The sequence below is a fragment of the Acinetobacter sp. YH12041 genome (assembly GCF_013419975.1).
Classification (GTDB): Bacteria; Pseudomonadota; Gammaproteobacteria; order Pseudomonadales; family Moraxellaceae; genus Acinetobacter.
In genome coordinates this window covers 138,727-164,400 of record NZ_VOZC01000001.1, presented here as the reverse complement: position 1 = coordinate 164,400, position 25,674 = coordinate 138,727, and the positions used below count along the sequence as shown (strand labels likewise).

At 42.1% G+C, this 25,674-nt stretch carries 23 protein-coding genes and 1 tRNA gene; 7 read left to right on the top strand and 17 right to left on the bottom strand.

Annotated features, from left to right (window positions below):
• Positions 1–14: 14 nt before the first annotated feature.
• From FTU00_RS00755 to FTU00_RS00715, 9 genes are all read right to left on the bottom strand, one after another.
• Positions 15–236, bottom strand: a complete 222-nt coding sequence (locus tag FTU00_RS00755) for a hypothetical protein (RefSeq protein ID WP_180178898.1) — start codon at positions 234–236, stop codon at positions 15–17.
• A gap of 43 nt (positions 237–279) precedes the next feature.
• On the bottom strand, positions 280–783 hold the full coding sequence (locus FTU00_RS00750) for a hypothetical protein (RefSeq protein WP_180178897.1): 504 nt from the start codon (positions 781–783) through the stop codon (positions 280–282).
• A 24-nt stretch (positions 784–807) separates the two neighbouring features.
• Positions 808–1,290: a hypothetical protein gene (locus FTU00_RS00745; RefSeq protein ID WP_180178896.1), complete on the bottom strand. Its 483-nt coding sequence runs from the start codon at positions 1,288–1,290 to the stop codon at positions 808–810.
• Positions 1,291–1,356: 66 nt separating this feature from the next.
• Positions 1,357–3,882 (bottom strand): hypothetical protein, encoded by a 2,526-nt coding sequence (locus tag FTU00_RS00740; protein WP_180178895.1) that lies wholly within the window; start codon positions 3,880–3,882, stop codon positions 1,357–1,359.
• A complete protein-coding gene (locus tag FTU00_RS00735) occupies positions 3,879–6,503 on the bottom strand; it encodes a hypothetical protein (RefSeq protein WP_180178894.1) in 2,625 nt (874 codons plus the stop codon). Before FTU00_RS00735 ends, FTU00_RS00740 begins: the two co-directional genes overlap by 4 nt.
• Before the next feature lie 7 nt (positions 6,504–6,510).
• Positions 6,511–8,493, bottom strand: a complete 1,983-nt coding sequence (locus tag FTU00_RS00730) for a hypothetical protein (RefSeq protein ID WP_180178893.1) — start codon at positions 8,491–8,493, stop codon at positions 6,511–6,513.
• A gap of 108 nt (positions 8,494–8,601) precedes the next feature.
• Positions 8,602–9,081, bottom strand: a complete 480-nt coding sequence (locus FTU00_RS00725) for a hypothetical protein (RefSeq protein ID WP_180178892.1) — start codon at positions 9,079–9,081, stop codon at positions 8,602–8,604.
• A gap of 2 nt (positions 9,082–9,083) precedes the next feature.
• Positions 9,084–9,386: a hypothetical protein gene (locus FTU00_RS00720; protein ID WP_180178891.1), complete on the bottom strand. Its 303-nt coding sequence runs from the start codon at positions 9,384–9,386 to the stop codon at positions 9,084–9,086.
• A gap of 608 nt (positions 9,387–9,994) precedes the next feature.
• Positions 9,995–11,122, bottom strand: a complete 1,128-nt coding sequence (locus FTU00_RS00715) for a hypothetical protein (protein WP_180178999.1) — start codon at positions 11,120–11,122, stop codon at positions 9,995–9,997.
• A 365-nt stretch (positions 11,123–11,487) separates the two neighbouring features.
• On the opposite strand from FTU00_RS00715, the gene FTU00_RS00710 reads away from it, so the two are divergent.
• The 4 genes from FTU00_RS00710 (at position 11,488) to FTU00_RS00695 (ending at position 14,768) form a co-directional block, all read left to right on the top strand.
• On the top strand, positions 11,488–12,957 hold the full coding sequence (locus tag FTU00_RS00710) for an ATP-binding protein (RefSeq protein ID WP_180178890.1): 1,470 nt from the start codon (positions 11,488–11,490) through the stop codon (positions 12,955–12,957).
• A gap of 663 nt (positions 12,958–13,620) precedes the next feature.
• Complete coding sequence (locus tag FTU00_RS00705) at positions 13,621–13,821, top strand: hypothetical protein (protein WP_004781578.1); 201 nt, start codon at positions 13,621–13,623, stop codon at positions 13,819–13,821.
• 438 nt (positions 13,822–14,259) lie between these two features.
• Positions 14,260–14,487 carry a hypothetical protein gene (locus tag FTU00_RS00700; protein WP_004781576.1) on the top strand — a complete coding sequence of 76 codons (228 nt, stop codon included), beginning with the start codon at positions 14,260–14,262 and terminating at the stop codon, positions 14,485–14,487.
• A gap of 205 nt (positions 14,488–14,692) precedes the next feature.
• A tRNA-Thr gene (locus FTU00_RS00695) sits at positions 14,693–14,768 on the top strand.
• Between the two features lie 81 nt (positions 14,769–14,849).
• On the opposite strand, the gene FTU00_RS00690 is transcribed toward FTU00_RS00695, so the two are convergent.
• From FTU00_RS00690 to FTU00_RS00680, 3 genes are all read right to left on the bottom strand, one after another.
• A complete protein-coding gene (locus FTU00_RS00690) occupies positions 14,850–15,689 on the bottom strand; it encodes a cyclopropane-fatty-acyl-phospholipid synthase family protein (protein ID WP_180178889.1) in 840 nt (279 codons plus the stop codon).
• Positions 15,690–15,692: 3 nt separating this feature from the next.
• On the bottom strand, positions 15,693–17,000 hold the full coding sequence (locus tag FTU00_RS00685; protein WP_125279600.1) for an FAD-dependent oxidoreductase: 1,308 nt from the start codon (positions 16,998–17,000) through the stop codon (positions 15,693–15,695).
• A 413-nt stretch (positions 17,001–17,413) separates the two neighbouring features.
• The gene (locus FTU00_RS00680; protein WP_180002496.1) at positions 17,414–18,292 is read right to left on the bottom strand and encodes a pirin family protein; all 879 of its coding nucleotides are present in this window, start codon (positions 18,290–18,292) and stop codon (positions 17,414–17,416) included.
• 299 nt (positions 18,293–18,591) lie between these two features.
• On the opposite strand from FTU00_RS00680, the gene ycaC reads away from it, so the two are divergent.
• Positions 18,592–19,218, top strand: a complete 627-nt coding sequence (gene ycaC, locus FTU00_RS00675; protein ID WP_180002495.1) for an isochorismate family cysteine hydrolase YcaC — start codon at positions 18,592–18,594, stop codon at positions 19,216–19,218.
• 140 nt (positions 19,219–19,358) lie between these two features.
• Positions 19,359–20,282: a LysR substrate-binding domain-containing protein gene (locus FTU00_RS00670; RefSeq protein ID WP_180034253.1), complete on the top strand. Its 924-nt coding sequence runs from the start codon at positions 19,359–19,361 to the stop codon at positions 20,280–20,282.
• An 83-nt stretch (positions 20,283–20,365) separates the two neighbouring features.
• Here FTU00_RS00670 and ahpC read toward each other — a convergent pair whose 3' ends face one another.
• Together ahpC and FTU00_RS00660 are read right to left on the bottom strand one after the other, a co-directional pair.
• Complete coding sequence (gene ahpC / locus FTU00_RS00665) at positions 20,366–20,929, bottom strand: alkyl hydroperoxide reductase subunit C (protein ID WP_005232609.1); 564 nt, start codon at positions 20,927–20,929, stop codon at positions 20,366–20,368.
• Between the two features lie 151 nt (positions 20,930–21,080).
• Positions 21,081–21,725, bottom strand: coding sequence for a TetR/AcrR family transcriptional regulator (locus FTU00_RS00660; protein ID WP_180178888.1), 645 nt, complete (start codon positions 21,723–21,725; stop codon positions 21,081–21,083).
• 139 nt (positions 21,726–21,864) lie between these two features.
• Between FTU00_RS00660 and FTU00_RS00655 the strand changes: the two genes are divergently transcribed.
• Positions 21,865–22,329: a hotdog fold domain-containing protein gene (locus FTU00_RS00655; protein ID WP_180178887.1), complete on the top strand. Its 465-nt coding sequence runs from the start codon at positions 21,865–21,867 to the stop codon at positions 22,327–22,329.
• Positions 22,330–22,397: 68 nt separating this feature from the next.
• On the opposite strand, the gene ssb is transcribed toward FTU00_RS00655, so the two are convergent.
• The 3 genes from ssb to FTU00_RS00640 form a co-directional block, all read right to left on the bottom strand.
• Entirely contained in the window at positions 22,398–22,982 is a 585-nt protein-coding gene (gene ssb / locus FTU00_RS00650; protein WP_180178886.1) for a single-stranded DNA-binding protein, read from the bottom strand.
• A 51-nt stretch (positions 22,983–23,033) separates the two neighbouring features.
• Positions 23,034–24,398 carry an MFS transporter gene (locus tag FTU00_RS00645; RefSeq protein ID WP_180178885.1) on the bottom strand — a complete coding sequence of 455 codons (1,365 nt, stop codon included), beginning with the start codon at positions 24,396–24,398 and terminating at the stop codon, positions 23,034–23,036.
• Positions 24,399–24,552: 154 nt separating this feature from the next.
• The gene (locus tag FTU00_RS00640) at positions 24,553–25,644 is read right to left on the bottom strand and encodes a DUF475 domain-containing protein (protein ID WP_004781554.1); all 1,092 of its coding nucleotides are present in this window, start codon (positions 25,642–25,644) and stop codon (positions 24,553–24,555) included.
• Positions 25,645–25,674: the final 30 nt, after the last annotated feature.

Sequence of the window (25,674 nt, the reverse complement as noted above, 5' to 3'; positions counted from 1 at the left end):
TTTTTCTACTAAAATTATGTATGCGGTGTTATCAGAGGCTGTATTTCAAGTGATTCAAGCAATCCACTGTTTCTTTCCCAGGTATCAACTGCTTTGATCCCGTAACGGCTGCTTGAGCGTCCATGCGCCTTAATCACTGGCTCAGGAAAATTCTTTTTATTTCGCCAGCTGATCAAAGTACCTTTAGTAATTCCATAGCGCTTCAATAGCTCAGATGTTGTGATGTATAAGGTCATCAGCTATTACCCCTTAAACTATATCCACAAATGCAGGAAGTCATTATGGTAGTGCACTCTGTATAAGGCTCATAAGAGAGTCCATATTATCCCAACCAGCGTCTACAATTTTCATTGTTAGATGCTTTAATCCTTCTGCAGGTAGTTCTTTAACAGCATCAATCATGGTGGTTTTACGTTCTGGACTAAGATCGGAAATCATAATTTTTGCAGCAAGAATGGCTCTAAGTTGCTCGGTTTCGAACTTGATTGTAACTGTGCCAAGAATTGCGGAGAGTCCGCCGTCATCAGCTAAAAAGTCCATACCTTTGTGACTTAGCCTGGTATTTCCCAAGGTCCAGCTTCCTATACCGTCCAGGCTATTAGTGTAGTGAATACTCTTTGGTTCTAATAATCCATGAGATTGTAAGTAGTAGAGATTCGAATAAAGCTTATGCTGATTTTCTTTATCTCGATAATCAAGATCAGTCCAAAAGTTATATGCAGCTGGGTACACCTCAGCCATCTTTTTCATAATTTCGAGTTGGAATTCGCGGTCTAAAATCATATTCAATTTCCAAAAAGTTCTTTTCTATTTCATATCCAATAAAATCTTGGCACATCCATTCTGAGCATATGATTCTTTAGATTTGGAAAAATATTTATCAGATCCTTTGGCATCTAAATCATAGGTTATGGCTTTCGTATTATCCCTAACCTTCTGAAAAATAGCCCCGAGCATAAAATCTACATTAGGCGTCAACTTTAACTCGGGGTACATAATGCCAGGGATATATCTTCGTTTATCGTCCTGATTGATTTTTGCATTTAATAAGCCTTGCACATATACGCGTCCATGATCATATCCATTCAATAGAAATGCCTCACTTGCCTTTTGATCCCCCATGAGATCGGCCCACACAGAACAAGTAAAACTTTCGAAAGCGAGAATAGACTTATTGGCCAACTCTTTAGATGTTAGTACTTCATACGTGGCATATACATCATCTGCATGGCTAAATGTGCTGATAGCACTAGCAAAACAAATCCCCATCAAAGCTATTTTTCTTTTCACTTCAGTTCACTTTTTTATCTTACGCTCAAATACCATACAATAAAAAAGGAGCCGAAGCTCCTAATTCTATTCAGATAAATCCCACCAGTAACTATTACCTAAGTTCTCCAGGCGCTGCTGTGTTCTTGGTAAATAATCAGGATCAATCATATTCTGCATTTTAGAATACAGCATTCGATCTACGACCAGCTTACTGTACCAAAGATTCTGTAATGGAATATTACTCTTCAGGGTATTGGCCACTTCCATCATCCGGGTAGATTCTTTCCCCTCAATGATGTTGTTGCCCATACCAGTTAGCAGCATACCCAACTTCATGCTTTGGCCTAATAATGGGCCGCTGATAAAGTCTGATGCACTTCGACCGGTTGGATCTGACAGTGCAGACATGATGTCACCCAGGAAAGAAAGCCCACCACCTTTAAGAAGTGACTTACCAAAGAAATCTATCGTGAATACAGGCTCCGGATTCTTACCATTGGCCAAGTTCTGAGTCTGGACGATCAATGCACCTGCTAAAGTTTGATAAGCCAGTAGCGAAGCTAGGAACGTCACTCTGCTCTTAATGTCTCCCTGGGCAAAGGCACGATGACCAATACGGAACATATAAGCCAATGGGAAGCCTTTGAACTGGAATAAGGTTCGGCCCAATTCCCCTTGGATAGTTCCGGCTTCACCTAAGTTAATGATGCTGCGCTCACGTACACCGGCCTCAATGATAGCTACGGATTCCTCATTGAAGATATGAGTCTGATACTTCATTGCAGCCTTATAGCGGAAGTCAGCAATGGCGTTCGCACTATCCTGCTTGTCCAATGGCAAGAACTGCTTAATCACATCATCTGGTGCATTAAAAAAATCATTCTGCGAAAGTACCGCCGTCCCATCTTCACGCTTACTCGGCTCCAGCTGCTGCCATAACTGCCAGTCACGTTCAGTAATACCGTTCCCCTGTAAGATCTTAAGATCATCTGCACCAAGATCCTTCCAATCCGTTTTACGTGTCATTTCAGCAAGCTTATTCATATGCACCAGATTAAGCGCTCGTTTCGCTCCTGCAGTGACGGCGTTCAGTCCTGATAGTTTCATAGTTGTTGCAGCAAAAGCCTGCATACGTGCATTAAAGCGGCCTGACTTGGTAGCACTGCTGACAATATCAGCATCACCAAAACGAGTCATTGAACCGGCCATTTCGTTAATACCAAGGCCAAACCGCAATGCTTCATCACGTGTGGCACCCTGTTTCAATTGCTTTATGTATTCAGGGAGGATCGATTTGGTATAGGACAGGCCCAGCATATTAGCGACCTTCTTCATACTTGCATGGTCGCCAAAGGTTGTCAGCGTGGTGCCACCTAATTTAGATGCAACCATTAAGGCACGTAGTCCACCCATAACGTTACCTAAGGTTGAATCAATCGCCCGGGTATTGGCATCCAGGGTGTTATACATCGACATGGCCCGATGAGCCTGCTTATCAATCTCACCATGTTTCATGCCATTCTGTGGATCTGCTTTCAGTTTGATCTTGGCTTCATCCAATAATGACTCAAAGGTATGACGAGGATTGGACCCAAGGTTCTGCATCATGGCCACTTCTGTACTCATGCGGTGAGTATGGTTTTTCAGAATCTCATGAAACCCTGCTTCATCATAAGTTCCATATTTCTTCTGATACGCCAGCCAAGCGTCACCATCCTTGAAATGCAAGGCCCTAGACTCTTGGTGACGATTCGCCATCTTGGAGCGACCACCTACAGGCGATGCCCCTGCTTTGGCCTGTTTATTCAGTATCAGTAAGTCTTTGTTAGCGCCGTTGGTTGAGATGGTTTTATAAATCTCCTCAAGCATGGATTTAAGCTCCAGCTCATCCATCAACTCACCAGTCTCTTTGACATACTGATTACGATCTACTCCAGCCAATGCATCATTCACCCACTCTGATTGATCTGTTAGGGCTACTTTCTTCTGATCATGTGAGGTCATAAAGCCAAAGTTATCGAGCTTCTTAATATTCCCACCAGCCCGGTTGAAGGCTAAACGCATTTCCTCCAGGGCTGCACTTACTTCCTTGGCCATCGCCGTAATTTCTGGATTATCAGACTTGCCACCAAACATGACCCGGATAATGTCGTCAGTCATTGCCTTGTTCACTGACATACCAAAGCGCTCTTGTGTCTTGGTAAACACATCAGCAACCAATGACATCCAGCGGCTATGCAATGCTTGAGATTGTTTCTCTATAGACTGGATACCACTCTGATCCGAGAAGTATGCAATCTTCCGCATTAAAGCTTGGACCGGGTTTAATTTAGGATGGTTATAGATTTCGTTCTGTAGCTGGGCCTTGATGATGGCATCACGTGCAATATTCTGATTGTTCTTGGCAATCTGGACGGCGAGATCAGTAGCAGTTTTCTGAGCTATCGCTTCCGCACGTTCAGCCGGACTTTTGAAAAGCCAGTCCGGATCTGTGCGCGCTAATACGTTCTGAGCACGTATATACAGAGAAGAAATACGGTTACTGTCAGCTGCACTTAATTTTCTTTTCCCTAATGCCTTCGCGACTTGTTCTCTACATTCAGCTCTCATGCTGCTTCACTCCCAAATTTTAATGCACAGCTTGCCAATGCCTTAACCGCTTGGATTTCATCTTTCGCGATTTCTTCTTGCTCTCTGACATAGTCCAGTAGATCCCGGGAGGACATTGTCACAATCTCCTCGTTCCCATTCTCGTCTAAACGGGTAAATGTCACTTCCATGTCTGGATCCGCTTCCAGAATTGAAACCGCTTCACGCCCGTCTGGAGTCTCGGTAAATGATCCGTACTCGCCCTTACTGGCTTTGGTTAAATCCGGTGCACCCTCGACCTTCGATTTGCCCGGCTTCCAGAATTCGCGCTCCAGTGCCTGAGCTGCCTTGTGCTGGACGGCTGTTAGTTCAGGGCGATTAGCTTTTCCATTCGCAGGGTGAGCAAACAGGTCACTTCCGTTTCGAGTAGCCTTCACAGGACTGATAGAGCCATCCTGATTGATTTCACGTTGGAATGTTGTATTGGATGCTTTGTTATGCAGCTCTTGAATAACCCGACCATCATCCAGCGCTTGCTCTCGTTTCAGGTAGTTCTGCGATCTGGTTGGAGTCCAATTATCTACTCCTGCAGCAATTGAGTCTTGCTGTATATCCTGTCCAGGTTGACGGCTGTTAATATCGACAGTATTCGCTTCAGGCTCAGCCAAAATAACGCGCTGTTCTTCTGGCATCACGTGCTGGAGGTCAGAATCCAATGTATCCAATGTGCGGGTGGCGCTATTACTTGGACCAGATAGATTTATCTGCGGCTCTACATACGGCGCTCGATAGGCACTGCCTTCTGAATATTGGTAATGCGCCGTAGCCTTTAAGTACTCCAGATCCTCTTTGGTCAATGGAGAGGACAATGCTTCAAACTCCTCCTGGAGTGATTTGACACTATGCTCATCAGTAGTCAGTACAAATGGCATTGCCTCAACTTCAGCATCGGTTTGATATTTATAGGCCGGTGGTGCAGCGATATCAGATTCAAATTCAGGGAACTCAGATTCACTTCCTCTTACCACTGTAGAGCCGCTATCAGAAAGACTTCCTACGCCTTCATACAGCTTGGCTACAGCATCCCAGCGCTTTTGATACTTGGCCTTTACCTGGCCTACAGTCATGCCATTGAACTTGTGAGCTGCTGTAATTTCTTCTGCTAATTGGCGGGCGCTTTTCTTGTCAGTTCCCTTACTCCAGCGTGTAGCTACATCGACAAACAGTTCATTATCCTTGGCTTTCATGAACACTGGTCCACCGCCTTCACCAAAGAAATGCATGTAGTAAAGCTCTAGACCATTAGGATCACGGCCAAAGTTTTTACGGAAAATCTTGGCATTGTGCTCGTAGTAATTCAGACCGGCCTTAATCTGCTCATTACCATCAAATTTATTCTTTCCACCCATAGCAGCGAACGTGCTATCAATGGTCTGGAATAAGCCAGTAGCAGAGGATAGTAATTTCCCGTTCCTGTCCTTAGGCTGGATGGTTGGATCGAATGTCCCGCCGTTTTCAATATGGGATAAGACCAATGCATCAACCGGATTAATGCCACGGCTTGAAGCCTCCTGAGCTATCACTTTTGCCCATGGCTTTTTATCTAATATAGGATTGGTAATGGCCTGAGCTGTATGCTTCTCTGTGCTTATAGGATCTGGTCTGGAAAGTCCTTTTGGAGTACCTGAAATCACATTGTTTAATGGCTTGGTAATTTCCTTCGGTGCTTTTGGTGCTCCAGTTACAGGGGCCTTTAAGCTGACCAGCTCATCATTCAGTGCACTTTCCATAGCGCTATCCAATGCATCAAAGTGCGAATTGGCTTCTTTAGGATTTGTAGGACTGAATGGGTTTACACTTTCTGCATGCTCGATATTCGCCTGGATATGAGCAGCATCATTCATAGCATCCACATTACTATGATCTTTGACTTGTTCTGGTCGTAATTTCCCTTTATTCGCCCATAGGTTTAGCAGTAGAGCCATACCTCCATTCGTTGCCATGGTAGTAGGACTTAAGGCATTTTCCTTTAACGCCTCTCCATATTGAGCAACTTTCTTATTTCCGCTGTTTTCTAAATAAGAACCTTCGACATAGTCACCGGCTGACCCTGCAGCTGTAGATAAAATCGTTGTTCCTACGGCATCTGCCACCACATTTTTAGCGACCCCATGAGTAGGAATAGCAAACCCCAGAGCATCGGTGACTCCTTTAATAGCTCCACCGGTTCGGGCCGTATTTATATCTGCCCCTTTATTCAGTAAGTCTGATTTCTCTGCTTCAAAGGTCTGGTACCCGAATAGCCCAGAATTCAATGCTAAGCCAGGTACACCACCAGTACCTAGTGTAGTGACGGCGTTCCAGCCAATACGGGTAAAGTCTTTGGTTAGGCCGTAGGTAAACTCACCCACACCCCCAAGATCATCAGGTTTAAAAATCTCTAAGTTCTGTGCTCTTAAGGCAGCCGCTTTCTTATCACCACGGATCAGGGAATCTGGAGCAGTGGCCGCCTCAATAGTCCCCATAGCCACACCAGAAATAGTACCCAGTGCGCCGTCACTTAATGCCCCACGTTGGCTTTTAGGCTTGTAGCGAGGGTCATCCTGATTTAACGATAATTCGTCATCTGCTAAAAAATCCATATCTACCTCATCGAACCGTAAAAGCTAAACGTTTTTGTCTTTTCTTGTCAGTGGCATCCATGATGTATTTGGTGCCATTCTTGAAGTAATAGACGTATGGATTCTTAGGGTCTTGCTCTAAAGGCAGATCCAAAAAGAAGTCTTTGTCAGATCCACCATAGTTACGGGCATTACGAGAGTTAAAGCTCTCCAGCTGCTCACGGAAAGATTTTTCACCTACAGTATGGGGTCGCAACACTACCGATTTACTTCCGAAGAATCCCCCTGAAGTGAACTTGCCCCCTGTGACATTCTTAGCTGCTTTATTAAAAAGCTCTTCATCAATGGTCTTGTTTAGAATATTTCCCTTTGAATCGGTGACCTTTTCGGATTTCTGAACCAAATAAGCATAGTTGGCTTTGATTGAATCCAAATAGATTTGAAAGTCTGGTTTACCTGGTGAGGTAATACCGGCTAAATACGCTTCTGTATGCTTTGTTAAGCCACTTTCATCGACCTTGACCAGCCCCTTTTCAATCAGATCCTGCCCAGTAACGATCTGGCCAGCAATATCTTGCAGACCTCTGTTATTGAGCGAAGCTGATAAACGATATGCACCACTATCACCGGCAATTCCATTAATCATGTCTCTGGAGGCATTGGCATTGCCTGCGCTGGATTTATAAAGACTGGTAAGCAAACTTAATTTGTCACCTGGTTTGGCTTTTTCCCAGAACTGCTTTAATTCAGATTGTTGCTGTGTCGAGAATGGATTTAAGGATCCTACCGTGCCATTCAATACGTTATTTGCGTGAATAGATTTAATATTCTTAGACAAAGCTGCAATGGCTTCAGGGTTACCACTTAAAATTGCATTGGTAGGTACTACCGTTAGATCCTGACCTGTCTTAATCGAGTAGGCCAAAGTGGAGTTATTTTTCTCATAATTGAGCATGTTCTCATGAGTCTTCGACAGAAGATTCAATTTCCAACTGACGTCTTTTGGATTGTCCTGCGCCGTATTCTGAGCCTCTGAACGTCTCTTGCTCAAATAGGCTTCACGCTCATCTGGTCCTAAGCGCATGAACTGCTGAACTTCCACCAATGCGCCAGTGTACTGAGTAAACTCAGCCTCGTGTGATGTCCCCTTCACTCGTGCCAGACGTGATTTAAGAACAGCCTCGCTAGGGATTAAGCCAGTCTCAATATCTGCTTTGAGTTCACTAACTGCATCTTTAGCATCATCGTCTAATTGTTTTTGCTGCAATGCAGCTGCTCGATTATTTTGGTCAATCTGGGTCAGTGCTCGACCACTCCAGTAGACAGCCTGTTCTTGAGTCAAATTAGGATGTTTTGCTATTACAGCTTCTGGAGTTGAGAGTTCAGTCAGCTTTTCATTGTCCGACTTATTTCCTAAATAGAATGCAGCCACATCATTACTGGAGCGATTATTTTTATATTCGTTAAAAGTATCCTGAACATGAGCCAGCGGTAAACCTTTGGACTGTGCATACAAAGCCAATCCATTCCAGACCTCTTTTTCAGAAGCATTGGGATTCTTAAGGTAGTTTTCTCGCATGTCCTTGAGCTGGACAATTGCCTGTTGTTGTTCTGATTTCTGCGCGATCGGCAAATACTTGGATGCGCTCTGGTAAGAATGCTGTTCAAAGTAATTATTAAAGCTTTGCTCGAATTGTTTTGGAACAACTGTCTTGTACTGGTCCTTTATTGATTCCAGGCTTTCCTGTCTTTGCTTTACTGCATTATCGTAGGTCAGTTCTCCACTCTGCATTTTAAGCAGTAAATCATTATCTACAACGCTGATATCAGCACCAATCTTGGATGACTGTAATGCAAAATCAGCCTTTTCTGTTTTGTCCTTTTCCTCTTTACGCGCCTCAAGTACACCATCAATGGCTTTACCAATACTTCCGAGTCCGGTTATTGGTGTGTGCTGCTGCAATGTTGGCCGTGATACTGCTCGGCCTTGTGAACGTGGAATTAATGCCATTTTCTTTCTCGAAGTAATTTACTCAATACTTCAAAATTAAATGGTTATGTGTCCTCAAAAAATGGGTGTGTTCAGGCAAAAGAAAGGGAGCTTAAATAGCTCCCAAAATTAAATTAATTTGTATTTACTCATTAGCCGAATGCCAGCTCTCTTTCCAACATATAAAGACTGCAAAACGGATTTAATAAACTGAATTTTTTTAGTAATTTTCAGCAGCTCAAAATCAAGAGCATTTCGATTTACAAGCCGTCTAAACTCATTATCAGGGTCAAGATAATGCGCCGTTATGATTAATGCATTCGGGCTGACGTTTAGCTCCTCGAGGATCGAAAATAGGTTGTTGTGATAGAAAGCCTTATTGTTCTTAACTGTTAAATAGATAAGACGATGAAGAAGCTCCTCCAGGTGAGAAACAACCTTTAGCAAATGCTCTTTGTAATTACTCTTAAACAATTGCCCTGGCTCTTTCCCATTAATTTCTCTTTGGAACTCATCAATCAGGTATTCAATCCCATTACATAACTGGATTGATCTTTCCATATCATCACAGTCTAAAGGCTTATAAGCCGGAACTGTTGGTCGTTGCATGCTTATATGCTCCAGTTATTAACCCTTGGGATATCTTGGTTTGTTTTATCAGTGAGCGCTTTCCAAAGCTCAATAAATGCTTCTCCTGCTTCATAGTTGGGAGTACCGTTACGCATCCATTCAGCCACACTACTAGGACCGGAGATTGGTAATAGATACGCAATCTTTTCGTTAGTCATTTCATGATATTTTTTTAGCTCATCAATCATCTTTTTATAATTAGGTGCGCCGTACTTAACTTCTGCTTTGAGAAACAGAAGATTTTTGGGCACTTCAAAATTATTAAGCTCAATATAAATTCCCATAGCCCCTCCAATAATTTTCAAGTTATTAAGAGGTGATCTAAGTCATCAAAAAATGGGTATATTTAGACAAAACGCGCGCGCGCGCGAGGGTGACCGCTCAACACTATATTTTTAGCCTTTTACCTCATCTGGTAATCAGTGCCATCCTTCAATCTCCTTTTACCACTACGGCGTATCCAAGCAGGTCAAATGATACTTTCTAGAAGCACCCCTAAAACGCTCTTATTCGCCGTATTAGCCCCTTAAATCTTTTCCTGTACCTTTGTTTGTTTTTCTTACTAAAGTTGCTCAGTGATGAAATAGGTGTGAAATTCCCCTATGGATTTACCCATCTTTAGATATTCCTCATTAAAAAAGAGAGGAATCGTCAAAATAGCAGTTTCGAAATACTCTAATGAACACTTGAAAGGTTGAACTTTTCTTCTCAGAGAAACTGACAGATTCTTTGGTAGATTCATTGATAGGTTCTGCATCCCAAAAACGGGTACATTCAAAATCCCAAAAACGGGATCGTTCAAAATCCCAATATTGGGAATATTACCGTTTTCGGAATGATCCCAATATTGGGTAGATTTCAATTTCCAAAGATTATTAGAGATTGAAATAGATTAGTGAGTAGCTTTAGTTCTCGATCGACTCTTTTTATTTATATAAATCTTGTCTGCATTCTGGCATGCCAATTCAAACTCTTTCATATTCTGAGCCTTTTTAGCAGTAAACCGTACATAGTGAAGATTTTGAGGGAAATACATTTGATTTAGCTTCTTATGGTTTGGATCCCTACTATTTAATTTTGATCTGGTCTTGGCCTGTAACTTTCCAATTTGGTGCCGGGTACCATGGAAATTACCATGTGCACTTAATCGATATGTAGCTTCTTTTAATCGATCTGCCTTACCTGTAGAGATTAAATCAATCTTCTTATCTAACTCCCTTTCAGCCGACTCCATAAAATCTTTTGATAGATACCAGGTGTAGCGGACTTTCTTCTGAGAATAACGCTGGAAAAATTCCAAGTGCTTTTTGCGAACTCCACGTAATACCCTGGTCAGTTCTTTTAATCGGTCGTTATAACTGGCATTTACATCAAACTTAATCCCAAACTGATTTAATAAAAACTGACTTACGGAGGTTTTATTCCAGCGAGTATGTTTATTTTCGAGAAAAGCGAAACCAAAATTTTTATTAATGCCGGCCAGCCGATTTAATTCAAAATTATCGAACGGTTTAAATATCCGGTAAGTTGAATTCTTATTACTATCAATTGTCTTTGTTCGGATTGTCTTGGTATTAAATATCACTCCAAATTGTTCCGGGTGATAATAAGTCTTAGCAAATTGAGGCTTAAGATCGCCGAACTCTATATACTGCCCCAGCACATAATCTCCATAGCGAAGCAGCTTCTCTTTTTTGACAGTCAAAATACTGTTGAGCTTTTGCTTTTGCACCATGCTGGAATTTTTAGCGAGTATTTCTTTTAGCGTCAGCTTACTTCTTCGTGCTTCTCTATAGCCTGTGGTAAACAACCAAAATTGGAATACATCATTCCTTGCCGGATCATAATTGATGACCAAACTCCACACTGGTTCCCCATAATCTGATTTTCGCTTGCGTAAAGATTCATCCAGATTGAGACCATACTCCAGGATCAACTTCGGAATGACCGTATGGAACTTTGAAAAGCTCACAGAATCAGAGAACCAAAACTTTGCACTGCCGTTAGAAATGCACTGCATGAGGCTTAAAAGGCAGTCTGTTTTCGTTGTAGTGTAGTAGATCATTATTCATTCAAAAGTGTCTTTTTATGCGGAAAGCATAAAAGTTTATCTTTGATTGAAAAAGCATAAAAAATACCATTCTCAGAGATTAGCCTATTTCTTAAGCATTGATGGTTTTTCTATAAATAAGAGTTCCTGTGTATAACTAAAATACAGGTACACCAGCAATAGCCAAAGGATCAGAGATCTACATCAAAACTATCTCTATTCTGTCCAGGAAGAGCTTCCTTAAATTATTAATCTTGCAAGTCAGTGTTAATTTTGAAATTCGAATTATGTAGACTAAACTCAAGTTTATTTTTTCATTTAATAGGAACAACTAAATGCCCACAGAGCAGTCATTAACTCAATTGCAAAGTCTCTTACGTGAGTTATGCAGACTTCCTGCTGAAACTGACTGGGTTGAATTTAAAAATAGTAATAAAGATCCTGAAATGATAGGAGAATATATATCTGCTTTATCAAATTCAGCTGCTCTGATTGGTAAACAAACAGGATATGTAGTTTGGGGGGTAAAAGATGATGATCATCAGATCATTGGCACAACTTTTAAACCAAGTGAAATGCTGCATAAACAACAAGAATTGGAAAGCTGGCTTTTACAAAAGTGTAATCCAAAAATTTTTTTCCAATTCCATGAATTCTTATCAAGCGAGAATCTTCCGGTTGTTATCCTTGAAATTCAAGCAGCGACTAATACTCCAGTTCAATTCGATGGAACTGAATTTATTAGAATAGGTTCATATAAGAAAAAATTACGAGATTTTCCTGAACGTGAACGAGCATTGTGGAGAGTTTTTGATAAAACTCCATTTGAAAAACAAGCAGCAGCTGAGAACTGTCGTGATGAGGATGTGCTCCAAAATTTAGACTATCCCCAATATTTTGAATTAACTAATCAACCCTTTCCCGAGGGAAGAGATGCAATTCTAAAAGCTTTGGAAGCAGATAAGCTTATTGTCAAATCGGCAAATGGTTTGTGGAATATTACTAATCTTGGAGCAATACTTTTTGCTAAAAAATTAAAAAATTTTCAGCATCTGGGAAGAAAAGCAGTTCGTTTAATTCTTTATAAAGGTAATAGTAGGGTTATTACTATTAGAGAATTAGAGGGAAGTAAAGGATATGCCGTTGGCTTCGAAAATCTAATTGAATACATAAAAACTCTATTGCCTGAAAATGAAGAAATAGGCAAAGCATTTAGAAAACAAGTTCCAATGTTTCCTGACTTATCAATTCGAGAATTAGTAGCGAATGCTTTAATACATCAAGATTTTTCTATAACTGGAACAGGTCCAATGATAGAAATTTTTGATTCTAGGATGGAAATTACTAATCCTGGTGTACCTTTAGTTGCAACAGAAAGATTCTTAGATGCTCCACCTCAAAGTAGAAATGAAGCGTTAGCTTCATTTATGCGGAGAATTAATATATGTGAGGAGCGTGGTACTGGCATCGATAAAGTAATAACTGAATCAGAGCTATACCAATTGCCTGCACCAAGTTTTGAATTAAGTGACCAACATACGCGGGTAGTACTCTTTGGTTATCGATCATTCACAGAAATGGATAAAGAAGATCGGATAAGAGCCTGTTATCAGCACTGCTGTTTGAGGTATGTAAACCGAGAGCATATGAATAATACGTCATTACGAGATAGGCTGGGAATTGATTTAAAAAATAGCGCCATGGTTAGTAGGGTGATTAGGGATACTTTAACTGCTAATCTAATAAAACCGTATGATTCAGAGGCGGGTACGAGAGCAATGAGATATATACCTCATTGGGCCTAATTAAAATTGCTTGACCGTTGCTTGATTAAGAGTTGGCTTTTATTAAGATGTTAATCACAACTTCATGATTTATAATGCTTAATAACCATTTATTTGCTTGATCGTTGCTTGATCAAGTACCATATTGAGTCTTAAATTGATTGTAATCAATCATAAAATTTCTCCTAATGCCATCTTATTCAAATACATTAGTCTTTAGTGATGCTGCTCTCTTCGATATCTAAAATTCATATCAAGAGAAGCAGCAAGCTACTTATATCTTTTTCTTCTATAAACCTTATTTGATATATCAAATTTCACGTATCGATTGTTAAGGAATCAAATTTACGATACGTGATCTGATATTTTTCCTTTTTTCACTTGTCGGTATATTTGTCGGTATATTTAAAATTATTAATTTTTATATTAATAACATTCAATAACTTAAATAATATTTACGACTTCCTCTCTCACCGCCAAATATCATTATCATGTCGCCACATGATGTCTCAAAAGGCTTAAATCTTAAGGGTTTAAGCCTTTTTTGTTGCCTAAATTATGAGGTGATGCGTTAAAAATAAAAGAATAACAATACAAGTTACATAAATGATGCCGGATGGCTGTTGAATGACACTGAGGAATATTCGAGCATGATCTTATCTTGGTAAAAAATGATGGATCGCTATGAAAGATGATGAAAAGCCCCTAAATTTTGATGATGATAATGAGCCTCTGGATTTCGAAGATGAGGAGTTCACTGACGATAAAAAAGAGGATGAAATGTACAATCCGATCACCAAGGATGGATCAAGTGTAGATCCTGCGGATGATGGCACACGTCATCTTCGTCCTGAAGATGGTGATCCGCTAGAAGTCGAGCCTTAAACCCTAGCCCAATTTTATATTGGGCTTTTTTTATAGTCTAAAAGCCTAAAAGTGAGCATCTTGGACAGATGAATTGAAAAAGGATAATTCGTTTTACTGGTTATTTTTGAGATGAGTATTGCTTGCCTTTTCTTTTGATAGATTTAAAGATGTAAGGATATAGGTTGAGATATATTGAAATAAATTCTCTGGATAAAACCATGATATATCCATTTTTATTAATTTCTTAACTTTATGTTCTTCTTTTAGTTTATTTATATGATGGAGACAAAAACTGGCATAAAAATAGCTTAATTTAATTGTCATCATCGCTATGTTATGGTGGAATCAAAACAGGATAAAAGGAGAATAAAAACCAAAAGATAGAAAACGTTATTGCTTGAGTCTTCCTTATTTGGGTTAGAAAAAAGTGGAAACACTGCTATTCGGAGAGTGGACATGAATAACAGCGCAAACTACATGAAACAGATAAAAAATGCCAAACGCGGTGGTTATACCCCGACCATTGCCAAAGACGTCAACAAACATAAGATTCAAAAAGCCCTAAAACTAATTGAACAGTGGAGAAGTCTCGCTCAAGAACTCAAACCTCAAATGCAGTTTGATATGGCCTTTACTTTAGAGGAATGCGCACAAGACCTGGATCGGATACTCAAAAGCAGATAATTCCCTTTTAACTCATTCGTAATAGATTTTAAATATCAGACCTTTAGCCTTGCCCATATCACTGATGTGGGCAATTTTATGATTTAAATGTAGATGCCTGAGTGAAGATGATTCAATGATCAGCAATAAAAAATTGGTTATAAGATTGAACGGTTATTTTTTGGCTTGCGCCCTTAGGAAAAATCTGTAAAATGCACTCCACAACGCCGGCATAGCTCAGTTGGTAGAGCAACTGACTTGTAATCAGTAGGTCCACAGTTCGAATCCGTGTGCCGGCACCATTTTCTTAGCCTCGCTTTTTAGTGAGGCTTTGATGTTTCTGGGTTTGGCATTTTTATATAGCTGTTTTTTGCCTTGAATACTCAGATCGCCTGTGCCGTCACCTGCACATATCTTATAATCCCATCCTGATATAACTTCTGACAAAGCTTTGCCGTCATCTGGATTTTAAACTGATCCAGTCTTTTGCCTTTTTGTTTCAATTTCTTTGAATTTAAATTCTGATTTACATAATCAGCAAAACCTGAAAATACCGCTTCGGACAGATCTTCAATCTGAATATTCTTAAATTCAAAATTTTCCAGACAATGATAAAGCTCATTTTTCAACATCAGGTTTTTTAAATTGACATCGGCGGATGTCAGCAGAAACTGATATTTACGCTTTTGCAGCGCATTCAAGCTGTTCCATTTTTCAGACAAGATCAGATGATGAAAGCCAATCCGTGCATTGGTGTTCAAAACACTGCGTACCTGATCTAGAAGTTCGGGAACGGAACTATGATAGGCAGCATCCAGACACAGCACCACATCAAAGCGCTGGGAAAAATGCATGTCTTTTAAACGCAGGAAAGAAGCCGGATAGATGGCATTGAGATCAGGTAAATGTTGCTGAATATTCGCCACACAAGCAGGCTGAAGTTCTACACCGGCCAGATATTGCACCTGATAGTGTTGCTGCCAGTGCAACAGGCTGGCACCCTGGCCACAGCCCAGATCCAGCAATTTATCCTTTGAATTTAAACCGACCATTTCTGCCAAATGGTCGGCCAAAGTTCGACAGGCAGCTACATAATCCTGCTGCCCTTCCCGCCAATAACCCAGATTGCTCCAGGGCAACTGCGACTGGTCTCCCAGCAACGAAGCATCAATTGCATATTTATGTTGAGGAAGACGCTGACGAAGTGCCTGAAACCATTGCATCAATCAATAACCGAGTTGGGGTGCTACCTCGATCTTAGGTTTAAGTCCTTCAAATGGCAACGGTGCCCCCATAATTGCAGCAATTTTCATGGCAGAAGTCACTGCAGATTCCAAGATTGGTAAACCGTCCGATGACCATGAGCCGCAGTAGAACACTTTACGGTTCATTTCCAGATGACGATGCTGTAATTCTTTATTGAGGGCGATGGTATTAGCATCCACCACCGCACGGGTCAAGGTCACTGATGAAATCACTTTTTTCGGATCAATCTCAGTCACAGGGCGCCAGGTCTGGAATACCGGTGATTTACCCACCAGACTCGGTTCAACCGCATTCAGCCAAACCGTAAATTGCTGACGGGTAAACTTGCGATCCATCATATAGCTGAGTACAGCCCAATCCTTACGCTTTGGTGGCATCACGCTGCTATCGCGGTGAATGACCAATTCACCCTGTTCAAATTTGAATTTCTTTAACAGCTCGATATCACGACCAAACTGTTCATGATCCAGGAATTCATCAATATGATTGGTTGGTGTCGCCACCACGACGCGATCGAAGGTTTTCGACAGACCCGCTGCATTTTCTACCAGTACTTTGTCGCCCTGCTCTTTCACTGAGACAATTGGTGCACCACTTTCAATGTGAATGCCTTCAATCAGTTTGTCTACCAAAGCCGGAGTACCGCCCTGCATACGTAACAAGGCATCACCATCCGTTAGCTGACGCAGGAAAATCAATAGCGGTTTGGCTGGCCATTCACCAATAGTTTTCGGGTTACAGGTACAGATGGTATACAGCACCGGCATCACCGCACCATGCCAGAACACTTCTTCAATCTCATTGCGATTGATAAATTCTGCCAGGCTGATGTCCTGATTTTTGGATTTAAAGAATTTTGCCAAGGCTGTTTTGAGTTGCAGCAAACCTTTAACCAGACGCCAGCCATATTGCTGGATGCCTTTGCGGTTATTGATAATCGGAATATTACCGATCCGGCTACGTGATGTGGTTAGCCAGGTTTCTACCCGGTCTTCAAACAGCCAGCTACAGGCCATATAGGTACGTACCGGGTAAGTTTTAATGCCCAGATGAGTCGCCAGACTTAAGGTATTTTTCCACAGATAAGGATTCATCACACGTAAAGGTGCGTCAATGAGGCCTCCTTCAAATTCGAGACTATGACTGTCCATGCCGCGACCTTGAAGCGCTTCAAAAATAGTAATGCGATGTCCTGCGTCCTGAAGAATTCTGGCAGTAGCCAGTCCAGCCATGCCACTACCAATTACTGCGATATCCAATCTGATCATCCGTCATTGAAAAACTAAAAGAAATTATGAACCATGCTTTCAGCAAATAGGTTATTAAAATCTTCCAGAATACTTTTTTTTCGTAAGTCTAGGTTAACGCAACTTTACAAATAAATTACATTTTTTGAATAGCAAAAAACGTCTTTATATAGAGTGACTTAAACTCTCGTCATATTTAAATATTTAAAAATAAATCTTTAAAAAACAAATGGCTTAATTAACCGATTTTTTAATCATCGGTTTACAAAGACTGCGAAATACCCTATAATATGCAGCATAAGAAAGAGATAAATTCATAGAGATAAACAAAATGAATTTATCCCAGAAACTCGTAAAAACGACAAGAAATTCCAGCGCATTAGAAAAAAAGCCTCTGCTTGTGCAGAGGCTTCTTTGTTTTAAGACTGACTGTATTATTCGGCCTGTACCGCGATTTCACCAAATTTACCCTGATTAAAATCTTGAAATGCCTGAATAATTTCTTCCTTGGTATTCATCACAAATGGGCCATAGCCTTGAATAGGTTCATTCAGCGGCTCACCGGTCAAGAGCAGAAATTTAGTGTCCTGATAGGCCTGTAGCTGAATTTCAGGATCATCATCGCGCGCAAACATGACAATAGAGCTATCCAGGACTTTTTGACTGCCATTTACCACCAGCTCACCCGCCAGTACAACCAGCAAAGCATTATGTCCGAGAGGTACATGTAACGTAGTTTCATACTCTGCTTTTAGCTCGCCGTCCCAGACATTTACCGGACTAAAGGTATGCGCAGGGCCATAATGACCTCCGAATTCTCCGGCAATCACCCGAATATGTCCTGCACCTTCATTCATTTCAATCCGTGGAATCTCGGCTGCAGTAATGGCCTGATAACGTGGTGCAGTCATTTTGTCTTTGGCTGGCAAGTTGACCCAGAGTTGAACCATTTCAAACAGACCGCCCTTTTGAGCAAAATCTGGGGAATGAAATTCTTCATGCACCACCCCGGCACCTGCGGTCATCCACTGCACATCACCAGTCTGAATCGTACCGCCACCGCCACTGGAGTCCTGGTGGGTCACTGCACCCTGATAAGCCAAGGTTACAGTTTCAAAACCACGATGCGGATGCGAACCTACACCATGCTGCTCAGTAGTCGATGCAAAATGATACGGCGCTGCATAGTCCAGCAGTAGAAATGGGCTAATGGCCTGCCCCAGACGATCATAAGAAAACAGGTTTTTCACCGGGAAGCCGTCACCGACCCAGTGCATGTTTTGATTACGGTAGACACCAATGACTTTTTTCATCTTTTACTCCTATATACAATAGGATGAACATGCAGCCATTGTATGCTTTACAGGCAGTACTCGATACTAGGCTACTGAAATGCAGTATCCCAAATATAAGACAATAGTAGGTTTAAATCATGAAAATTGTCACCAATAAATACTGAATTTTATTTTAATTTTCCCATTATTCTATTTTTGAGATTAACTGTCCCGGAACTTAGACTTAATTTGTCCTATTTTTATCTCTAACATGCAATCACCGCATGTCGCCATCAGTGGCTGATCTGCTCACCTGATTTCATTAGAGGAAAATAAAAATGGCAAAACCCTATGTGCGTTTAGACAAGGACAATGCAGCTGTATTGCTGGTCGATCATCAAACTGGCCTGCTATCGCTGGTACGTGATATTGACCCGGACAAATTCAAGAACAATGTGCTGGCACTGGCTGCAGCGGCAAAATATTTCAATCTGCCAACGATTCTGACGACCAGTTTTGAACAGGGTCCAAATGGTCCCCTAGTACCTGAATTGAAAGACATGTTCCCGGATGCACCGTACATTGCCCGTCCTGGCCAGATCAATGCCTGGGATAATGAAGACTTTGTCAAAGCAGTAAAAGCTACAGGTAAGAAACAGCTGATTATTGCTGGTGTCGTGACTGAAGTCTGTGTGGCTTTTCCTGCTCTGTCTGCACTGGAAGAAGAATTTGACGTATTCGTGGTGACTGACGCTTCAGGTACCTTTAATCATCTGACCCGTGACTCGGCATGGAATCGTATGTCTCAGGCGGGTGCGCAGTTGATGACCTGGTTTGGCATGGCTTGTGAACTGCACCGTGACTGGCGTAATGATATTGAAGGTCTGGGTACTTTATTCAGCAACCATATCCCAGATTACCGTAACCTGATCAATAGCTATAACCAGAACACAACACAGAAATAATCTGCTACAACTTAAAAAAGCGGCCCATGGGTCGCTTTTTAGTATAAAAATCAAATGAGATTTTGCTAGAAAATATATAGCCCAAGTCAGATTTCCCCTATGATGGATATGGCATAAACACAGGGCGATTGAGGTGAAACGTGCATTCTTTTGATGACTATTATTATTTCTACCTAGTGGTAAAGCATGGTGGTTTTAGTGCAGCCAGTGACGCCTCTGGCATCACCAAGTCCAAACTCAGTCGTCGTATTCTGGAACTGGAAGCACGTTTTAACGTTACCCTGATTCAGCGTTCAACCCGGCATTTTAAAGTGACACCACTTGGTCAAGAATTTTATCAGGAATGTGAAAAGCTGATTCAGCAGGTGGAATGTGCCCATAGTGTCCTACTCAAGCAGAAAAGCGAACCGCAAGGTTTGGTCAAGCTCAGCTGCCCTTCAGTGATGATGCGTTTCCAGATTCGCCAGTTACTGAATGAATTCTTAAAAGCCTATCCGCAAGTACAGGTCGAAATGGAAATCACCAGCCGCCGCGTCGATGTACTGCATGATGATATTGACCTTGCCATCCGCACCAACTTTGAGGCCAATGAAGATTCCAGCATCGTGGTTCGGGATGTGATTAAAACTACGCATTGTCTGGTCGCCAGCCCGGAACTGCTCAAGAGTCAACAGCTACAATATCCAACTGAAATCAATAATTTTCCTACTATCGTTCTCGGCACTCAAAAACAGCATTATCAGTGGCATCTATATCACACGAATAACAAGGAACAAATGGATATTCCACTGGAACCGCGAATCAAAAGTAATGATCTGGCTGGTGTGTATTATTCTGCACTGGATGGCTTGGGCATTGCCGATCTGCCTTATTTAACCGTGGAAGAAGATCTGAAAGTAGGTCGCCTGATTCACATCCTGCCAGAATGGTGTTCCAATATGGGTACTGTCCAACTGGTCTATGTCTCACGCAAAGGCCAGCGTCTGGTCATGGAAAAACTGATTGAACATTTGGTTGAAGGCTTGCGTGCTGCGGCAGAAGGTCATAGAGGTTATACCATTTAAGTTTGTTATTTCAATTCCGGTAGACAATAAAAAACCCAGCGCTGAGGGCTGAGTTTTTTCAACTTCGATAACGTGTTATCGAATTAGATTTTACCGACCAGGTCGATTGAAGGAGCAAGAGTCGCTTCACCTTCTTTCCATTTTGCCGGACATACTTCACCTGGGTGAGCGTGTACATATTGAGCCGCTTTTACTTTACGAAGCAGTTCTTGCGCATCACGACCGATACCACCCGCGTTGATTTCAACGATCTGGATTTTACCGTCTGGATCGATCACGAAAGTACCACGATCCGCCAAACCATCAGCTTCAATCAGCACTTCAAAGTTTTTCGCCAATGTCCAGGTTGGATCACCAATCATTGGATACTGGATTTTACCAATTACGTCAGAGGTGTCATGCCAAGCTTTATGCGTAAAATGCGTGTCTGTAGATACTGAGTAGATTTCTACACCCAGTTTCTGGAATTCAGCATACTGATCAGCAAGATCGCCTAATTCTGTTGGACAAACAAATGTGAAGTCAGCAGGATAGAAGAATACTACAGACCATTTGCCTTTCATGTCCTGCTCAGACACTTCAATAAATTGGCCATTGTGGTAAGCAGTTGCATTGAATGGCTTAACTTCAGTATTGATTAAACTCATAAGTTTATTCCTATCTATTCGTGAAAGTGTGTGTTCATTTGATGTAGTTAAGAATACGCAAAAACCACCAACAGGTAAAACCGTAACTTTTCATAAAAACTATCGGTTTTTTAGATTTATAATTCCTTTTATTTTTATCTTTCTGATTTGTTTAATCGATTTTGGCGGCTTCACTTTCTTGAAAATGCTGTATAGATTGCCAGGCCGATTTTGCTAAGGCTGCCGCATAGTATTTAGGGCAGGTTTGAACTCGACCAGATAACCAGCTCCGGCAATAACTTTCAGTGGGTCCAATGATCAGTGACATAAGCAGTTCTAAGGGAACAGCTTGTAATTGCCCGATATCTGCCTGCTGAGCCAGCCATTGCTTTAATTCCTGATTGCGCTGCTGATTCGACTGCTGTAACTCCTTTTTGAAATCACTGCTTTGAACTGTATGATGCGCGGCATAAAGAAAGCGGGCAAAATCAGGATACGCTACGACCCAATCGATATAACTCTGAATCACCGCCTGTATGCCTTGTTCAATACCCTGAACTTGTGACAGAGCCTGCAAACGCTGCTTTGACTGATCTGTGAGCGCTGCAATATACAGTGCTGCAATGATCCCCTCCTTGTTTTTAAAATGATGATAGATCGCCCCGATACTGGTATCGGCCTGATCACGAATCATTTCAATCGTAGTCGCAGCAATGCCTGTACGCAGAAATTCTGTCAATGAGCATTCCAGAATCTGACGTTTGAGTAAAGCCCGTCTTCCCTTAAAAATCCTTTCCAGCAATTCCATGTTTTGCATCTTTAATATTTAAATCCTCTCTATTTTTAAAAGCAGGCTGGCAGCCTGATGTCTGGTTTTTGTCAGATGCGCCAATACAGAATAATATTCTGTATGAGAATATTATTCTGATTAAAAAATAATATACAGGAAGTTATAAATGAGCCAAGCCCTAAAAATCTGGAAAAGCCTAGAAAATAAGCCAGCCGGTAAATATCTTTTTTCTAAATTACTTTGTCTAAAAGCACCCTATTTCGGCAGTATTTCTCCACTGTTTGAAGATTTAAAGCCTGGATATTGCGCAGTGAGCATTAAGAAACATCGTGCCGTGCTGAATCATTTAGGCACTGTACACGCGATTGCCATGTGTAACATGGCTGAACTGGCAGGCGGCACCATGACCGATGCAACCGTTCCGAAAACTCATCGCTGGATTCCCAAGGGTATGCAGGTCGAATATGTCAAAAAAGCCACTACTGATCTGATCGCGATTGCGACACCCGCCGAGCCTAACTTTATATGGAACGAAGGCAGCGATTATCTGGTCAATGTAGAAATTAAAGATACTGCAGAAGAAGTCATATTTCGGGCAGTGATCACCATGTGGGTGTCCGTGAAAAAATAGAAGAACCTAGATATGAAAAACCCGCCAAATGGCGGGTTTTCATGATGATTTGCCTTTCTGATATCGGGTTAAAAAGGAAGATCATCATCCAGATCGGCTGCAGGTGCTGCTACTGGAGCAGGTGCAGACTTCGGCGCATAACCACCCTGGTTATTTTGGTTATTGTTGCCATAACCACTGCCCTGATTATTGTTAAAACCGCCTTGCTGAGGCGCTGAGCCATAACCGCCTTGTGAATTATTGCCATAACCGCCAGCCTGGTTATTGTTATTAAAACGTGGCTGGTTAAACCCGTTATCGCCCTGCTCGCCTTGTGGACGACCAGAATCCAGCATTTGCATTTGCTCACCACGGATTTCCGTTGTGTAGCGTTCTTGACCGCTTTGATCTGTCCATTGACGGGTACGTAATGAACCTTCGATATAAACTTTAGAACCTTTGCGCAGATATTGCTGTGCAATTTCACCTAAACGGTTATGCAGCACAATACGGTGCCATTCGGTTTGCTCTTTACGTTCGCCCGTATTTTTATCAGTCCATGAATCGCTGGTTGCGATAGAGAATTGAGTGAGAGAACCACCATTTGGGAAAGTTTTGGTCTCAGGATCTCGACCTAAAGTACCAACTAAAATGACCTTATTAACACCACGCATCAGACGTACACTTCCTATTTATTTCTATATTTTACTTTATAAGAGTTATGTTTAAATGGCTACCTCTTTACCTAACAAGTGCGTTAATTGTTGTCGCGAAACATCATCAACCTGCTGTTTATCGACCTTGACAAAGGCGACTTGCTGTTCAGACATGACCACAACCTCTTCAATACCACGAATCGCCAAAAGTTGAGAAGTCCATTCATCTGTTTGTTTACTCTCTGGCAGACGAAGCACGAGCGATGAAAGATAGCGTGGTTGAGCCAACCCAAAACTCATGAGCAGCCAAATTATAGCAATAGCCGATAAAATACTCCAACCGAGCGAAGTGTTGTTGAGTAACAACAATTGTCCACCGATAATCCCGCCAAAAAACGCGCCCAGGAACTGACTGCTGGCATTCACGCCCATCGCAGTAGCTTTAGATTGAATCGGGGCTGCTTTGGATAGCCAGGAGGGCAGTAAGGCTTCCATGACATTAAAAGCAATAAAGAATAATCCCAATCCACCGATCAGCACATATTTAGACTCAAAACCAAAAATCATGATCAGCAGACCCAGGATAATACTGCCAATCGCTGTCAGGAAAATGCTGCGCATCTTGCGGTATTTTTCTGCCAGTACAATGCTTGGGAAGGCAAAAAACAAGCTCACGACCAGCAGCGGCAGATAGACCCAGCCATGGCTCGATAATGGCAGTTCAGCAACTTCAATCAGTTGCGATGGCACATAAATAAACATCGCTGTAAGTAGCAAATGCAGGGTGAATACTGAAATATGCAGACGGTTCAGGTCTCCCATTTTCAGGACCTGTTTTAGCTGCTCTACATAACCTTGCTGAAAATTTTTATGATGACGAGTGACTTTAGGAACCATCAACAGCATCGCAATCGCAGCCAAGCCCATTACGGTAGTCACCCAGAACAGACCAGAAATGCCGACCAGTCCTGTCACCCACGGCCCCATGGTAAAGGCCACCACAAAGGACAGGCCGATACTCATGCCCATCACCGCCATGGCTTTCATGCGGTTTTCTTCACGGGTCACATCAGCCAATAAGGCCATTACCACTGCTGAAACTGCCCCACCACCGGCAATCGCACGACCAATGATCACGCCATAAATGGTGTCAGACATTGCAGCAATCGCACCACCTAGAGCGAATAGTAACAAGCCTAAAACCACCAGTGGCTTACGGCTATAACGGTCCGCAATCAGGCTAAACGGAATCTGTAAAATGGCCTGTGTCAGGCCATAAATACCCACCGCCAGACCAATCAGTGCCGGCGTAGCATATTCATATGACTGCCCTGCTACAGAGAATACAGGGATGATCATAAACAACCCTAGCATGCGCAGTGCGAAAATACTGCTCAGGGCAAAGGTCGAGCGACGTTCTAAGGCATTCATCATAAAGTCTGGCGATCGAGTTAGTTAATCTTGATGCGCAGATTATAGGCCATTCTGCTCAAAGGAATGCATGAATTTTATTTGAAATAAAGATGAGGGCTATCTGAAAAATAAAAAAGCGTAGCCGGAGCTACGCTTCTGTTCAGCGATCACAGGACTATTTGCCTGCTTTTAATAACTGACGCTTGGTATATTGGATTGAAGCAATGACTGCCCAGATAATGAAAGCCACACCGATTAGACCAGTTACCACTTCAGGGATATGTACACCGGTACTGCTTGCCAGCATGATAAATGCCAGAGCACCAATCGCATAGTGTGCGCCATGTTCCAGATAGATATAAGCATCCAGCGTGCCTTTATCGACCAGATAAATAGTCATGGAACGTACGAACATCGCACCGATGGCCAGGCCTAACATGATGATTACCACGTCAGACGTAATCGCAAAGGCACCGATCACACCGTCAAAACTGAAAGAGGCGTCCAGCACTTCTAAGTACAGAAAGCCACCAAAACCGGCTTTCACCACGCCAGTCGGTACACCTTCAGCATCGTGACGAACGGCATTACCCTCTTCGTCTACTTCCGGTTCCCCGCCTAGCATATGGCTTAGGACCTGTACGCCGATATAAATCACGATCCCCCAGATCCCGGCCAGAATAACATCCAGACGTTTTGCTTCTTCAACCTGGAAATCCATGATTAATAAAGCAATCAGGGTAATAAAGACCGACATCGCCGGAACGTTTGCCAGATGCGCCAGACGGCGTTCCAGCATGCGGAACCAGTGGGTGTCTTTTTCTTCATCCAGGAAGAAGTTTAGGAATACCAGCATCAGGAAGGCACCACCAAAGGCAGAAATTTCGGCATGATGTGCCATCAGTTTGGCCGAATATTCTTTGGGTGCATTTAAGGCGAGCTGCACCACTTCCATAAAGCCCATATCCGCAGTTACGGCCACAATGACCACCGGGAAAATCAGGCGCATCCCGAAAACTGCAACCAGAATCCCGACCGTCAGGAAAATCATTTTCCAGAAATGATCCCAACCGCGCAGGACGGATGCATTGACAACCGCGTTATCAAATGACAACGACACTTCCATAATCGCCAGAATAGCGGTAATGGTCAGTGCTGTGAACATGGTTTGCAGGCCCGCTTCCGGACCATGGGTAAATCCCCAATAAGCAGACAAACCAAGGCACACGATCGAAAATACGATTGAGAAACCAAAGTGTTTCAACATATATATCGACCTTAGATAAATTTCATTAAA